The 14122-nt window shown below is 71.3% G+C and carries 13 protein-coding genes; 3 read left to right on the top strand and 10 right to left on the bottom strand.

The window, feature by feature from the left end:
• Positions 1–10: 10 nt before the first annotated feature.
• The 6 genes from ACEZDG_RS28700 to ACEZDG_RS28675 form a co-directional block, all read right to left on the bottom strand.
• Complete coding sequence (locus tag ACEZDG_RS28700; protein WP_380514788.1) at positions 11–1468, bottom strand: ATP-binding SpoIIE family protein phosphatase; 1458 nt, start codon at positions 1466–1468, stop codon at positions 11–13.
• Positions 1469–1586: 118 nt separating this feature from the next.
• Positions 1587–2621 (bottom strand): aldo/keto reductase, encoded by a 1035-nt coding sequence (locus ACEZDG_RS28695; RefSeq protein ID WP_380514786.1) that lies wholly within the window; start codon positions 2619–2621, stop codon positions 1587–1589.
• A gap of 124 nt (positions 2622–2745) precedes the next feature.
• Entirely contained in the window at positions 2746–4680 is a 1935-nt protein-coding gene (locus ACEZDG_RS28690) for an RICIN domain-containing protein (RefSeq protein ID WP_380514784.1), read from the bottom strand.
• A 163-nt stretch (positions 4681–4843) separates the two neighbouring features.
• Positions 4844–5359: a universal stress protein gene (locus ACEZDG_RS28685; protein ID WP_380514781.1), complete on the bottom strand. Its 516-nt coding sequence runs from the start codon at positions 5357–5359 to the stop codon at positions 4844–4846.
• Between the two features lie 135 nt (positions 5360–5494).
• Positions 5495–6190 (bottom strand): ABC transporter ATP-binding protein, encoded by a 696-nt coding sequence (locus tag ACEZDG_RS28680; RefSeq protein WP_380514779.1) that lies wholly within the window; start codon positions 6188–6190, stop codon positions 5495–5497.
• A 2-nt stretch (positions 6191–6192) separates the two neighbouring features.
• Entirely contained in the window at positions 6193–7644 is a 1452-nt protein-coding gene (locus ACEZDG_RS28675) for an ABC transporter permease (RefSeq protein WP_380514776.1), read from the bottom strand.
• A gap of 179 nt (positions 7645–7823) precedes the next feature.
• Here ACEZDG_RS28675 and ACEZDG_RS28670 point away from each other — a divergent pair, with 179 nt between their 5' ends.
• Positions 7824–8489 carry a response regulator transcription factor gene (locus tag ACEZDG_RS28670; RefSeq protein ID WP_380514774.1) on the top strand — a complete coding sequence of 222 codons (666 nt, stop codon included), beginning with the start codon at positions 7824–7826 and terminating at the stop codon, positions 8487–8489.
• A complete protein-coding gene (locus ACEZDG_RS28665; protein ID WP_380514771.1) occupies positions 8486–9658 on the top strand; it encodes a sensor histidine kinase in 1173 nt (390 codons plus the stop codon). Before ACEZDG_RS28670 ends, ACEZDG_RS28665 begins: the two co-directional genes overlap by 4 nt.
• Here the strand turns inward: ACEZDG_RS28665 and ACEZDG_RS28660 are convergent.
• Positions 9655–10098, bottom strand: coding sequence for an SRPBCC family protein (locus ACEZDG_RS28660; protein ID WP_380514768.1), 444 nt, complete (start codon positions 10096–10098; stop codon positions 9655–9657). The two genes, ACEZDG_RS28665 and ACEZDG_RS28660, sit on opposite strands and share 4 nt — an antisense overlap.
• 80 nt (positions 10099–10178) lie before the next feature.
• On the opposite strand from ACEZDG_RS28660, the gene ACEZDG_RS28655 reads away from it, so the two are divergent.
• Entirely contained in the window at positions 10179–10892 is a 714-nt protein-coding gene (locus ACEZDG_RS28655; RefSeq protein ID WP_380514766.1) for a TetR family transcriptional regulator, read from the top strand.
• 21 nt (positions 10893–10913) lie between these two features.
• On the opposite strand, the gene ACEZDG_RS28650 is transcribed toward ACEZDG_RS28655, so the two are convergent.
• From ACEZDG_RS28650 to ACEZDG_RS28640, 3 genes are read right to left on the bottom strand one after another with little or no spacing between them, the layout of a single operon-like run.
• Positions 10914–11837, bottom strand: a complete 924-nt coding sequence (locus ACEZDG_RS28650) for a carbohydrate kinase family protein (protein ID WP_380514764.1) — start codon at positions 11835–11837, stop codon at positions 10914–10916.
• Entirely contained in the window at positions 11837–13159 is a 1323-nt protein-coding gene (gene melA, locus ACEZDG_RS28645; RefSeq protein ID WP_380514957.1) for an alpha-glucosidase/alpha-galactosidase, read from the bottom strand. The genes ACEZDG_RS28650 and melA overlap by 1 nt, the downstream gene beginning before the upstream one ends.
• 36 nt (positions 13160–13195) lie before the next feature.
• Positions 13196–14062, bottom strand: coding sequence for an SIS domain-containing protein (locus ACEZDG_RS28640; protein WP_380514955.1), 867 nt, complete (start codon positions 14060–14062; stop codon positions 13196–13198).
• Between the last annotated feature and the right edge of the window lie 60 nt (positions 14063–14122).

Genomic DNA, 14122 nt, shown 5'->3' with positions numbered 1-14122 from the left:
AGGGTCCGAGTCAGGGTCGGCGGGCGGCCGGGCGCGGGAGGGCCTGTTCGGTCCAGACGGTCTTGCCCCGGCCGGTCGGGCGGGTGCCCCAGCGGTCGGTGAACTGGGCCACCAGGTCGAGTCCGCGTCCGCCCTCGTCCAGCGCCCTGGCCTGGCGCGGGCGCGGGATGGAGTCGCTGCCGTCGGCGACCTCGCAGATCAGCACCCGGTCCTTGATCAGGCGCAGGGTGACCGGGCCGCTGCCGTAGAGCACCGCGTTGGTGACCAGCTCGCTCACCGCCAGCTCGGTGGCGTACGCCAGCTCGGTCAGGTCCCAGGCCCGCAGCTGCCGGGTGACGGCGGCCCTGGCCTCCGGTACGGACTGGGTGCTGGCGGGGTACTCCCAGGTCACCACGGCCTCGGGGGGCAGCGTACGGGTGCGGGCCAGCAGCAGGGCGATGTCGTCGTCGGTGGTGTTGTGCGGGCTGGCGCAGACCCGCTCGGCGATCTCGTCCAGGCTGCCGTCGCCGGCGCCGAGCACGTCGGCGAGGTGCGCCAGGGCGGCGTCGCTGTGGTGCCGGCGCAGGTCGAGCAGCCCGTCGGTGTACAGCGCGATCACGGTGCCCGGGGCGACCGGCAGGTCGACGGTGCGGAACAGGGTGCCGCCCACGCCCAGCGGCGGGTGCTCGGGGAGCACGGCGAACTCCACCTTCCCGTCCGGGTAGAGCAGGGCCGGCGGCGGCTGGCCGGCCGCGGCCATGCTGCAGGTGGCGGTGACCGGGTCGTAGACCAGGTAGAGGCAGGTCGCGGCCAGTTCGTAGCGCTGCTCGCTCTCGCCGGTGCGGGCGACCAGGTCGTCCATCCTGGCCAGCAGCTCGTCCGGGGCCAGTTCCAGGTCGGCCAGGGTGTGCACGGCGGTGCGCAGCCGCCCCATCATCGCGGCGGCGTGGATCCCGTGCCCGGCCACGTCGCCGATCACCAGCGCCACCCGGGAGCCGGACAGCGGGATCACGTCGTACCAGTCCCCGCCCACCCCGGCGTCGGTGTCGGCCGGGACGTAGCGGTGGCTCACCAGGACCGCGCTGGTACCGGGCAGGTGCTGCGGCAGCAGCCCCTCCTGCAGCGCCAGCGCCAGCTCCCGGCTGTGGCTGAGCGCCCGCTCACGGACCCGGGCCTGGGCGACGAAGACGGCCAGTGCGGCGGCGCTGGAGACGAAGGCGAGCTTGATCAGCCATACCGCCGTGCCGTCCTCGAGCAGCTGGTGCCGCAGCAGCACGTACGCCGCCACGGTCAGCCCGCCGACCAGGGCGGTGCCCAGCACCGCGTGCACGGCCGCGGCCAGGAACGGCACCACCGCCAGGACCATCCCGTAGTGCCCCGACGGCTGCGCCACCAGCAGCGCGACCACCGCCAGCAACAGCACCGCGCTCGGCAGCAGCTGCCAAGCGCGGGACCTGGAGAACGAGCGCACATGCAGGTGCGCTCGCATGCTTGCTCCCATGCTCGGCCAGCCTTCCCTTGCCGCCGGCCCGCAGCTCCCTACCCGCCGTCGGCCGATCTCGCGGGGTACAGCCCGCGCACTTGGTCATCTTTTATCAGCATACGTTCTACTTGTCCGTAACCGGCAGGGTGCGCGAGCGCTGCTGCACGCCCGGGACGCCGTAGGGATAGTCGGACACGATCGGCGCGCTGGCCTGGTCGAGCAGCGCCGTCTCCTTCTCGGAGAGGTGCAGTCCTGCGGCGGCCAGGTTGTCGTCGAGCTGCTCCAGGGTGCGCGCCCCGAGGATCACCGAGGTCACCGCGGGCCGGTCGGCGACCCAGGCCAGTGCCACCTGGGACAGCGACACCCCGCGCCCCTCGGCGACCTGCCGCACCGCGTCGATGACCTGCCAGGTGCGCTCCTGGGCGTTGCGCGGGGCGTAGGCCTCCATGCCGCGCCCCGGGTCCTCGCCGAGCCGGGTCGCACCGGTCGGGCTCTCGTCCCGCCGGTACTTCCCGGTCAGCCAGCCGCCGGCCAGCGGCGACCAGGGCAGGATCCCGATCTCCTCGTTGCGGCACACGTCGATCAGCTCGAACTCGATGTCGCGGATCAGCAGGTTGTACTGCGGCTGCAGCGTCACGATCGGCGTGAGCCCGCGGAACTGCGTCAGCAGCGACGCCTTCTGCAGCTGCCAGCCGAGGAAGTTGCTGACGCCCGCGTACCGGATCTTTCCGGCCCGCACCGCGTCGTCGAAGAAGCCGAGGGTCTCCTCCACCGGGGTCAGCGGGTCCCAGGCGTGCGCCTGGTAGAGGTCGACGGTCTCGATCCCGAGCCGCCGCAGGCTGGCGTCCAGCGCCCGGGTCAGGTGACTGCGGGTCAGGCCGGCGTCGTTCGGCCCGTCGCCCATCGGGAAGCGGCCCTTGGTCGCGATCACGAGCTGCTCCCGCACCCCGGGGCGGGCAGCCAGCCAGCGGCCGATGATCTCCTCCGAGAGGCCGCGGGAGTAGACGTCGGCGGTGTCGATGAAGTTGCCGCCCAGCTCGACGAACCTGTCGAGCTGGGCGTGGGACACGTCCTCGCTGCTCTCCTTGCCGAACGTCATCGTGCCCAGGCACTGCGCGGACACCACGGTGCCGGTGCCGCCCAAGGTGCGGTATTCCATCGGTCTGCCTCCAGGGGTGGGATTCGGTACCGAGTCTGCCCGCCGGAAATTAAGCTGTCCAACAGTGGAATCTGATGGCTTTGAGCAGCAAGAGCGATGAATGACAGCTCCCACGTCCGCAGGATCAGCTCTGCGGAGCCAGGGTGAAACTCTGGGCGGTATCGCCGGCGGTACAGGCCCACTGCTGCAGGCGGGTGCCGTCCGCGGTGGACAGGCCGGTGACGTCCAGGCACTCGGTTCCGCTGTTGCGGGCGGTGAAGGTGTAGCTGCCGTCGGCGTTCTGGGTGGGCTTCCACTGCTGGTTGCTGCCGCCGCCGTAGGACCACAGCTGGATCTGGGCGCCGTTGCCGGTCGCCCCGGCCCCGCCGGTCACGTCCCAGGCCTCGTTGGTCGCGTTGCGCGAGACGACCTGGTAGTAGCCGCTGTCGGTGGGCTGGAACTGCCACTGCTGGTTGTGGTTGCCGCTGCCGCAGGTCCACTGCTGCACGGCGGTGCCGTTCGCGGTGCCGCCGCCGGTGGCGTCGACGCACTTGCCGCTGTTGGCGTTGGTCACCGTGTACCAGGCGGACGAACTGATGCTCCCGCCGGTTCCACCACCCGTGCCGGTGCCGAGGACGGGCCAGGTGAAGGTGGCGACGGCCTTGGCCGGCAGGGTGTAGCTGAAGGACTGCCCGTTCTCGGAGACGTTGAAGGTGTGCGGATTGGAGGCGTCGGCGTTCAGCACTTCGAGTGCGGTCGAGCCGTCCGGGTTGCGGAAGGCGACATCCTCGACATTGCCGGACCCGAAGGTGTTGGAGTCCAGCCGCACCGCGCCGGGCTTGACGAACTTGCTGGCCTGGCCCAGCACGTAGTACTCGGCGTTGTACGCGGCACTGCCGTTGGAGTTGTTGACGGTCACCACGCCGGTGCAGGTGGTGCAGTTCATGGACGGGCCGCCGCTGGGGTCCAACGCCATGTTCCAGGTGACCACGGACTTGGCCCAGTTGCGGGTGGCGCCGATGATCAGGTTCTCGGTCTGCCAGTCCAGTGAGTCCGAGAAGGTGTTGGCGGTGTTGGCCGACTGGCTTCCCGAGCACTCGGTGAAGTAGGTGTCCTTGCTCGGGTAGGCGTTGTGGACCGTGCTCTGCGCGTCCGGGGTGCCGCCGTAGCAGTGCCAGGCGGTGCCCGCGGTGTACTGGGCGGCGGTGGCGTTGCCCAGGATGGCGGAGGGGAAGGACGTGTCGTTCCAGTTGTGGTCGTAGCCCAGGATCCCGGTGTTCAGACCGGCCGCCCTGATCGCAGGACCGAGGTAACTGCCGATCAGGGTGGTCTCCTGAGCCGCCGTCAGCGTGGACCCCGGGTAGTTGGACGGCGAGTACTCGGGTTCGTTCTGCGGCGTCAGCAGCGAGACCGGGACGCCGGCGGCCTGGTACGCCTGCAGAAACTTGACCAGGTAGTTCGCGTAGACCTGGTAGTCGGCGCTGTTGAGGGTGCCGCCGATCATCGAACCGCTGCTCTTCATCCAGCCCGGCGCGCTCCACGGGGTGGCCATCACGGTGGTGGCCGGGTTGAGCGAGAGGGCCTGCTGCAGCAGCGGCAGGATGTAGGCGTTGTCGTGGGAGACGGAGAAGTTGGCCAGCGACGGGTCGCTCTGCCCGGAGGGCACGTCGTCGTAGCTGTACGCCGAGCGGGCGAAGTCCGAGGCGCCGACCGGCTGCCGCAGGAAGTCCAGACCGATACCGGAGTTGGGGTCGAACAGCTTGGACATGATGGTGTTGCGCTGCGGCGAGTTGGCGATCAGCCAGGCCGAGGAGTCGGTCAGCGAGGCCCCGAACCCGGTGATCGACTGGTACGTGGTCGACGGGTTGACGGTGATCGTCTGGCTGCCGGAGCCGGCTCCCGAGGCGAACGCGGTGCCCGTCTGCGGGGCCAGCAGTTTGCTCTGGTCGGCGGTGGTCTCCCAGACGGAGACGGCGGTCCCGGTGGCGGCGTGAGCCGTCCCGAGCGAGGCCACCGTCCCGCCGACGAGCGCCGCAGCGGCCAGCGACGCAGTGAGGATCCTGGTGCGGGTACGGGACAAGACTGTCCCTCCTTCACAGATCTCGCGTGAAACATTATGAAAATTTTTCTGGAACACCTTCGAAACACAGATAAGCGGGGCATGCCAACACTGTCAAGACTGCGCGCAGCAACGCCGTGCATGAAACAGAATGATGAAACAGAAGTGGTCACCGCGGCGGCGCTCAGTTCAGGTAGCCGATGCCGGCGTGGCAGTGCGCCACCGCCTCGAGTGCCGGCGAGGTGGGCGCCTCCTCCCCAGCGAGCGACTCCAGCGCTCCGGTCGCCGGTACGACCAGCACCTCGCAGTCCGCCCGCGCCCAGCAGTAGCGGGCCACCGAGCCGTGCAGCAGACCCTGCGGACCGCCGTGCCCGCCGCTGCCGACGACCAGCAGATCGGACGGCCGGTCGGCCATCGCCACCAGCGCCCGTCCCGCCTCGGAGCGCACCACCCGCGGGTGGATCCGCAGACCCCGCGGCACACCGTCGAAGGCCAGCTCGACCACACTGTCCAGGCGGACCCGCGCGGCGAACTCCAGCTCCGACAGCGGGCGCAGGCTGTCCCCGTCGCACGCCATCCAGGCGATCACCGGAACCAGCACCGCGTCCCGTCTGCGGGCCTCCACTGCCGCACGCCGCACAGCGGCGAGGCTGCTGAGGGATCCGTCCACCCCCACGACGACCCGAGCGCCTTCGATCATGGCGATTCGCTTCCTTTCCAGCTCACTGGGTGATTCCGTTCTCCATGAGATCCCCAGCTCAGGCCCTGGCAGGCACTCCTTGACGCGGCGACTACACCGCAGCCGCCGTCCTTGACGGCACCCTGACGCCGGGCGTCAGGCGCGGGTGAGCCTGCCGCGCTTGAGGTGCAGGATCTCGTCGGAGGCGGCGGCGACCTCGCGCGAATGGGTGAACACGATGACGCACTTCCCCCGGTCGTGGGCCAGCTTCCGCAGCACGGTGATGATCTCGGCCGCGGTGTCGTGGTCGAGGCTGCCGGTGGGCTCGTCGGCGAACAGGATGTCGACCTCGCAGGCCAGCGCCCGGGCGATGGCGACCCGCTGCTGCTGGCCGCCGGAGAGCTCCGGGGTCCTGCGGTGGCGGTCGCCCTCCTCGATGCCGAGCAGGTCGAGCAGCTCGACGGCACGCTGCTTCCGCCCGCCGCGGCCGACGCCGGTGATCTCCATGGCCGAGGTGATGTTCTGCACCGCCGTCAGATAGGTGAGCAGGTTCAGCGACTGGAAGACCATGGCGACATGCCGGTTGCGGTAGGCGCCCAGGCCGAGGTCGGCGATGTCCCGGCCGTTGAACGAGACCGTCCCGGAGCTGGGGCTGTCGAGCCCGCCGGCCAGGGCCAGTAGGGTGCTCTTGCCGCTGCCGGACGGGCCGACCACGGAGTACATCCGGCCCGACTCGAACGCGTAGCTCACCTCCTTGAGCACGGCCCGCTCCCGCCCCCGGAAGGGGTAGGTCCGGGTCAGACCGGTGAGCTGGAGGACAGGGGTGGTGACAGCAGGAGTGGTGGGGGTCATGGTCAGTCGCCTTTGCTGAGGATGGTGCGCGGCTTCAGGCGCAGCACGGTGAACCCGGGGATCAGGGTGGCCAGCACCGCGATGCCGAGACCGGCGGCGCCGACCTTGGCGATGTCGCCCGCGCCGAGCCGGATGCTGATGTGGTCGACGGGTGCGCTGCCGGCGCCCGCGCCGTTGCCGGACGTGGAACCCGTGCCGGATCCCGTCCCGGACTGGGTGCTGCTCAGATCGACGGACGGATCCTGCGCCCCGTTCTTCGCCGCGGAGACCTCACCGGCCAGCAGCCGGCTGCCCATGCTCTGCGAGAGGAACTGGCTGACCCCGGCCGAGAGGGCGACGGCGATCAGCGCGCACACCAGGACTTCCACCAGCTGCTGCCCCAGCAGCCTGGGCTTCCGCTCCCCCAGGGCGAGCAGGATGCCCATCTCCCTGCGGCGCTCGCGCAGCGACAAGGTGACGATCAGTCCGATGATGACCGCCCCAGCGACGGCGACCAGCCAGACGGTGAGGGTGGCGAAGCCGGCCGTCCGGTTGATGGGTCCGAGCAGGGTCTGGTACTGCTTGTCGTTGAGGCTGAGCGGGAAGATCACCGGGTCCAGGCCCGCCGCCCGGGCGTCCTTCTTCAACTGGGCGAGGTCGCCGGGGGCGCTCAGGGTGAAGGTGGCCTGCTTGATGACGCTGCCGTGGGGACCCGGCGTGTTGCCCAGCAGCGCGCTGCCGCCCTGGGGCGAGACATAGAGGTGGTTGGCGGGGTTCATCATCGCCGGGGTGTACTGGTTGCTGTCGGCGCTGCTGTCCTGGTAGATGCCGACCACGGTGAAGCCGATCCCGGCCTTGCTCGCGCCCATCTCGCCGACGGCCAGGCTGACCCTGTCACCGACCTTGAGGTGGTTCCTGGCCGCCATGCGCTGCTCGACCAGCACGGCGTACCCGGTCGTGCGCGGTGTGATCCCGACCCCTGAGACGATCTTCGATGTGCCGTTGCGGAAGTCGGGCATGATCGAGGAGTCCCGTACCCCGTCCGCCTTGAAGAAGTCGGTTCCCGTGGTGTCGGTGCCCACCGGGGCGGGGATCGGCTGGTACAGCTGGGCGCTGCTGGTGGGAGCGGCGCCGGCGTCCGTGGTGTAGTTGTACGACAGCACCACCTCGGAGGTCTTCCCGACCTTGTCGACCGGTCCGCTGTAGAGGTTGCCGGCCGCACCGATGGTGCCGCCGGACTGGCCGCTGGGCATCGAGGCCATCCTGCCGGAGTTGATCAGGGCGTTCAGGTCCAACTGCATGGTGGCGACCACGCCGACGGACTTCTTGGCGTCGGCGGCGGCCCGCGCGGCGGACGACTGGATCAGGAACCCCGACAGGACGAGCGTGCAGATGACGGAGAACAGTCCCGTCAGCAGCGCGGTCCTGCCCAGGTGGGCGCGCAGTCTCCACCACGCCCGTTTGAACAGATTCATTGCGGTCTCTTCACTGCGTAGCGGTGATCATATGGACAGCAACCGACCCTAGGAAGGCCCGCCTTTGGACCGCGTTTGCACGTCCACGCGGCTCGGCGAGGTCTCACACACGGTTCAAACACGGCCTGTGGTAGATATGGGAGGACCAGCCGGGGGAACCGAGCAGAGGAACACCTGGCATGCGCGTGCTTGTGGTCGAGGACGAGGAGTACATGGCCCGCGTCCTGCAGATCGGGCTGCGGCGCGAGGCCATCTCGGCGGACGTGGTGCACGACGGCGCCACCGCGCTCGAGTGGCTGACCGTGCACGACTACGACGCGGTGGTGCTGGACCGCGACCTGCCCGGGGTGCACGGCGACGAGGTCTGCCGCCGCCTGGTCACCCTCAGGCCCGAGTGCCGCATCCTGATGCTGACCGCCGCCGGCCGGCTCGGCGACAAGGTGGAGGGGCTGGGCCTGGGCGCGGACGACTACCTCGCCAAGCCCTTCGACTTCCCCGAACTGGTGGCCCGGCTGCGGGCCCTGTACCGGCGCAGCCCGCTGGCCCACGGTCCGGTGCTGGTCTTCGCCGACCTCAGTTTCGACACCCACCGCCGCCAGGTCAGCCGCGCGGGGACCCCGGTCCGGCTGGCGCCGAAGGAACTGGCTGTGCTGGAACTGCTGATGCGCGCGGACGGGGGCGTCCTGTCGGCCGAGTACCTGCTGGAGAAGGCCTGGGACGAGCACACCGACCCGTTCACCACCGCGGTCCGCCTGGTCGTCCACACCCTGCGCAAGAAGCTCGGCGACCCCCCGCTGCTGCATACCGCGATCAGCGCCGGCTACTACCTCGGCGCCCCGGAGTGAGGCGCACCCTCAGCATCCACGGCAGGCTGTTCGCGGGTTTCGCCGTCACCCTGGTCGCCTGCTGCGCGCTGATGGTCGCCGTCATCTACCTCGGCATCCGCTATCTGCCGACCTACGAACTGGGCGGCTCCACCAGCAGCGTGGCCCCGGCGACCTCCTTCGCCACCTCCCCGACCACCGCTCCGACGTCCGGCCCGACCTTCGGCCCGGCCCCGGCGGGCCGGGACCACACCATCGCGGTCCGCACCAAGCAGGATGTGTGGCACACCGTGCTGATCACCTCGGTCAGCGGGCTGCTGCTGGTCACCGTGCTCGGGCTGGCCGCCGGTCGGATCGTCTCCCGGCGGCTGCTGAGACCCCTGCACCGCATCAACCGGGCCGCCGCCCGGGCCGGTGCCGGAGACCTCAGCTACCGCATCAACGCGGACGGGCCCGCCGACGAGATCACCCAACTCGCGGACACCTTCGACGCGATGCTGGCCCGGCTCCAGGAGTCCTTCACCGCCCACCAGCGGTTCGCCGCCAACGCCTCCCACGAACTGCTGACCCCGCTGGCCACCAACCGCGCCATCCTCCAGGTGGCCGCCGCCGACCCCACCGGCGCCGAACTCGTGGAACTCGTCCCCATGCTGGCGGCGAACAACGAACGCAACATCACCATCGTCACCGCGCTGCTGCAACTCGCCGGGGCCGAACACGCCCAGCCGGACGCCGACCCGGTGGACCTGACCGCCCTGACCGCCCGGGCGGTCGCCGATTGCACTCCGCGGGCCGAGGCCCAACAGATCACACTGGTAACGGAGTTGGACCCGGACTGCGCCGTCGTCGGCAATGCCGCACTGCTGCGGCAACTGCTGGTCAACCTGCTCGACAACGCCCTCGGCCACAACCACCCCGGCGGGTCGGTGCACCTCGCGCTGCAGCGGGACCACGCGGTGACCCTGGAGGTCGACAACACCGGGCCGCCGGTCGATCCCGACACCACCGAGCGCCTCTTCGAGCCCTTCTACCGCTCCCAGGCCAGGATCCACAGCAAGCGCTCGGGGCACGGACTCGGGCTCGCCATCGTGCACGCCATCGTCCAGGCCCACCACGGCAGCATCACCGCCACCGCCAACCCGCACGGCGGACTCACGGTCTCGATCGAACTGCCGGTCCGCGCGTTCTAGGCCCGCACGGCGAGGTCGTCCAGCACCGGGGGCAGGCCCACGGTGAGCATCTTGGTGCGGACCGAGCCCAGGATCCGGGCCAGGAAGAAGCCGCCGGGGCCGGTGAAACCGGTGTGGTCGTAGCGGAAGCGGGTGCCGCCGTCGTGCGCCTCGAGCCGGTAGGCGACCTCGGTCACGGCGCCGCCGCCCTCGTCCTGCCAGGAGTAGCGCAGCAGCGAGGGCTCGTGTGCTTCCAGCACCTCGCACACCACGACCCCGCTCCAGCCCGGTTTGGGCTTGGCGATGAACGTGAAGCGGGTGCCGACCGTGGTGTCGAAGCCCTCCGGGCGGCCCCCGGCGCCGGTGGCGGTCCAGCGCGGGATCAGCTCGGGGTCGGTCACCGCGCGCCAGACCCGCTCCGGCGGGTGCGGATAGTCACGGACGATGTGGATCTCACTCATCAGATACTCCTTCCATTTCTTACAGCTACTGAAAACTTACTGTAGCAGAAATAATATGGCGGCCGGACTATGCTCCGACCATGAGCACACGCACAGTGGACTGGACGGCCCTGCGCCGCCGCGCGGAGCAGCCCGCGGCCGAGGGCCTGCGGGAACGCAAGAAGCGGCTGATGCGCCAGCAGCTGTCGGACACCGCGACCGAGATGTTCATGGAGCGGGGCTTCGACGCCGTCCGCGTCTCCGAGGTCGCCGAGGCCTGCGGAGTGTCGGAGAAGACGGTCTTCAACTACTTCCCCACCAAGGAGTCGCTGCTCCTGGACCTGGGCGAGGCCACCATGGACGCGCTGCGGACCGTCCTGACCGACGCCCGCCTGTCCCCTGTCGAAGCAGTGCTTGCGATCCTGTCCGACGAACTGCGCAGCATCACCTCCTGGCTGGCCGCACAGGACGACGCGACCTGGGCCGAGGCCGTGTTCCTGCGCTTCGGCATGCTGATCAGGTCCACCCCCTCCCTGCGCGCCTACCAGCGCGACATGGCCGACCGGCAGGTCGCGCTGGCCGCCGGGATCCTGGCCGAGCGCACCGGGACCAGCCAGGACGCCCCCGAGCCGCAGATCGCCGCCACCGCCCTGCTCGGCCTGTGGCCGGTCCAGTTCCAGTCCCTGGGCCGGCACCTCGGGCAGGGTCTGACGCCCGATCAGCTGCACCGGGCGGTCAGCGCCGACGTGGGGCGCGCCGCCCGGCTCATCGACTCCGGCCTGCGGACGTTCGGAGCAGCCGCGAAAACGGGCTGACCCGGCCCCGGCTTCAGCGCGTCAAGCCCCCGTAGCCGCGTGCGCGAAGGCCGCGGCCTCTACGGCGGAGGGCTGGGCGGCGGTGCCGCCGGCGGACCGGGTGGACAGGGCGCCGCAGGCACAGCCCAGCGCCATCGCCGCGGCGAGGTCGCCGGAGTCCAGCCATCCGGCCAGGAATCCGGCGTCGAAGCTGTCCCCGGCCCCGACCGTGTCGACCGGCCTGACCTCGGTGCCCCGCACCGTCAGCGGTTCGCCCCGGTCCAGCGTCACCGCGCCGCGCCGACCGCACTTGACCACCGGGGTGGGCCCTGCGGCAGCCAGCGCGGCCAGTGCCTCCGGGACCGTTCCGGCGCCGGTCAGCGCCAGTGCCTCGGCCTCGTTGGGCAGCACCAGGTCGCAGCCGGCGAGCAGGCCCTGGGCCAGCGTCCAGCCACCCGCCGGGTCGTCGTTGGTGTCCAGCGAGGTCGTGCCGCCCGCGGCCCTGGCCGCGCGGAAGTGCCCGGGGAGCAGCGGGGCGAGCGCGGGCTGCAGGAAGTAGGAGGCAGCGTGCAGATGCCTGGCCTCGGGCAGCGTGGTCGGGGCGAAGGACGGCAGGCAGCCGGGCGCGGTGAGGATGGCCCGGTCGCCGCCGGGTTGGTTGAGGCACACGGTGAGCGCGGTCGGCAGGGTCGGGTGCCGGAGGCAGCCGCTGATGTCCACGCCCGCGGCGGACAGGGTGTCAAGGACGAAGTCCCCGGCCGCGTCCCGGCCGACCATGGCGACCAGCGCCGTGGACAGCCCCAGCCGGGCCGCCCCGTGCGCGACGATCGCGGCCGAGCCGCCCAGCGCGAGCGCCCCGGACTCGACCAGGGTCTCGGCCTGGCCGACCGGCGGCGTCGCCGGTGCGCCGCTGACCAGGACGTCCGGATTGGCGTCGCCGACCACCAGCAGGTCCAGCCGGGCCATCAGCGGGTCCCCAGCGGCAGCGGGGCCCGCAGCTCCAGCGGCAGGGCGTCGCCGTGGGCCGCCGCCATGTCGTCGCACAGCGACCAGATCTGATCGACGGTCAGCGCCGCCGCGGTGGCCGGGTCGCACATCGCGGCGTGCCGGATGTGCCGGGGGTCGCCCTGGACGGCGGCGGCCACGGTCAGCTCCACCACATTGAGGAAGCTGCGGTTGAGCGCGGCCAGCTGGGCCGGCAGCGCGCCGACGTGGTGCGGGTGCACGCCGAGCCGGTCCAGGGTGGCCGGGACCTCGACGGCCGCGCCCTGCGGCAGGTTGCTGATCAGGCCGGTGTTGGCGGTGGTCACCTGGATGGTCCGCCGCTCGCCGGTGACCAGGCTGTGAATCACCTGCGGGGCGTACTCGGCCGCCTCCTGCACCGCCGGGTCCTCGGCCGGCGGCCGGCCCGCGGCGAAGGCGTCGCGGACCCTGGCGTACTCGGCCAGGTTCTCCTCGCTGATCACGGTGTAGCCGCGGACCGGGATCCGCAGCCGCTCGACCTCCCGCTGGTGCGGCAGGTACCAGGGCACGTACTCCGAGGAGTGCTCGCTGGTCTCGGTCGGGAAGCGGCCCAGCCGCCGGTACATGTCCACCCGGACCCGGCGGCGCAGCTCCGGGTCGTCGGCGATGGCCCGGTCCAGCGCGGGGTAGAGGTCGCGCCCCCGGTGCTCCCAGCGCAGGATCCAGCCCTGGTGGTTGACCCCGGCCGAGACCACGTCCACCTCCTCGTGCGGGACGCCGACGATCGCGCAGAGGTCGTGCACCGTCCAGAACACCGAGTGGCACAGGCCCACGGCCTTGACCCGCGGCGCGATCGCGGCCAGGTACTGGAGGTTCATCGCCATCGGGTTGGTGTAGTTGAGCAGCCAGGCGTCCGGGCAGACCTCGGCGATGTCCTCGGCCAGGCCGCGCAGCAGCGGGAAGGTGCGCAGGGCGCGGAAGATGCCGCCGATGCCGAGGGTGTCGCCGACGGTCTGCCGCAGCCCGTAGGTCTGCGGGACGTCGAAGTCGGTCAGGGTGGCCCGGTGGCCGCCGACGGCGACCATGTTGACCACCACGTCGGCGCCGTCCAGGGCCTTGCGGCGGTCGGTGCTCGCGGTGACGACCGGCCGGGCGCCGTACTGCTGAGCGGTCATCAGGGCGAGCCCCTCGGCGACCCGCAGCCGGTCCTGGTCGATGTCGTGCAGGGACAGCCGGACCTCGGAGAGTTCCGGGAAGGACAGGATGTCCCGCAGCAGCTGACGGGTGAACACCACCGAGCCGGCTCCGACAAAAACGATGCGAATCACGGGCTTTGGGCCTTTCTCAGGGAGGGATCCGGCTCAGCGCAGGGCGGACGGGCGGAGCACCACCGCGCGGGTGAGGTGGCGCGGGGTGTCCGGCTGCAGGCCCTTGGCGCTCGCCAGGGTGACGGCCAGGCGCTGGGCGGCGACCAGGGAGGCGAGCGGGTCGAGGTCCTGCTCGATCCACAGGCCGCCGGTGGCGGCGACCTGCGCGGCCAGGCCCTCGGGGGCCGGTCCGAACATCCAGACCGCCGACCGCTGGTCGGTAATGGCGATGGGGCCGTGCCGGTACTCCATCGCCGGGTAGGACTCGGTCCAGCTGAGCGCGGCCTCCCGCATCTTCAGCGCGGCCTCGGCGGCCAGGCCGACGGTCCAGCCGACACCCAGGAAGGTGAACTGGGACCGCTCGGTGAGGCCCTCGGGCAGCGGCTCCGCCAGGACCCGTTCGGCGTCGGCGACGGCCCGGGTCAGGTCCTCGCCGAGGTGCGCCCGCAGCAGGGTGAGCGCGGTGGTGGCGAAACGGGTCTGGACCACCGAGCGCTCGTCGGCGAAGTCCAGCACCACCGCCTGGTCGGCGGCCTTGACCGCGGGGGTGTCCGGGTCCGCGGTGATCACCGTGCTGGGCGCCGAGGTCCGCTCCAGCAGGTCGAGCACCTCGGTGGTGCTGCCGGACCGGCTCAGCGCCAGGTAGCGGTCGTAGCCGCGGCCGGCGGGCAGTTCCGAGGCGGCGAAGGCGTCGGTCTCCCCGTGGCCGGCCTGCTCGCGGAGCCGGGCGTAGGCCTGGGCCATGAAGTACGAGGTGCCGCAGCCCACCACCGCCACCCGCTCGCCGCTCCGGGGCAGCTCCGGCAGGCCCGCGGCGGCCAGTTCGATCGCTCGCCGCCAGCAGGCGGGCTGGTCGGCCATCTCGTTCTGGACATGGGTGGTCACGACGACTCCGTTCGGTGAAGGTGAAGGGCGGTGCGC

The sequence above is a fragment of the Streptacidiphilus alkalitolerans genome (genome assembly GCF_042511045.1).
Classification (GTDB): Bacteria; Actinomycetota; Actinomycetes; order Streptomycetales; family Streptomycetaceae; genus Streptacidiphilus; species Streptacidiphilus alkalitolerans.
Note: the sequence above shows the minus strand (reverse complement) of the source record. Positions and strands in the feature narration are given on the sequence as shown.

Coding starts and splice junctions, on each gene's coding strand:
- ACEZDG_RS28700 (WP_380514788.1), bottom strand. CDS start 1,468: ATGCGAGCGCACCTGCATGTGCGCTCGTTCTCCAGGTCCCGCGCTTGG.
- ACEZDG_RS28695 (WP_380514786.1), bottom strand. CDS start 2,621: ATGGAATACCGCACCTTGGGCGGCACCGGCACCGTGGTGTCCGCGCAG.
- ACEZDG_RS28685 (WP_380514781.1), bottom strand. CDS start 5,359: ATGATCGAAGGCGCTCGGGTCGTCGTGGGGGTGGACGGATCCCTCAGC.
- ACEZDG_RS28680 (WP_380514779.1), bottom strand. CDS start 6,190: ATGACCCCCACCACTCCTGCTGTCACCACCCCTGTCCTCCAGCTCACC.
- ACEZDG_RS28675 (WP_380514776.1), bottom strand. CDS start 7,644: ATGAATCTGTTCAAACGGGCGTGGTGGAGACTGCGCGCCCACCTGGGC.
- ACEZDG_RS28670 (WP_380514774.1), top strand. CDS start 7,824: ATGCGCGTGCTTGTGGTCGAGGACGAGGAGTACATGGCCCGCGTCCTG.
- ACEZDG_RS28660 (WP_380514768.1), bottom strand. CDS start 10,098: ATGAGTGAGATCCACATCGTCCGTGACTATCCGCACCCGCCGGAGCGG.
- ACEZDG_RS28655 (WP_380514766.1), top strand. CDS start 10,179: ATGAGCACACGCACAGTGGACTGGACGGCCCTGCGCCGCCGCGCGGAG.
- ACEZDG_RS28650 (WP_380514764.1), bottom strand. CDS start 11,837: ATGGCCCGGCTGGACCTGCTGGTGGTCGGCGACGCCAATCCGGACGTC.
- ACEZDG_RS28640 (WP_380514955.1), bottom strand. CDS start 14,062: ATGGCCGACCAGCCCGCCTGCTGGCGGCGAGCGATCGAACTGGCCGCC.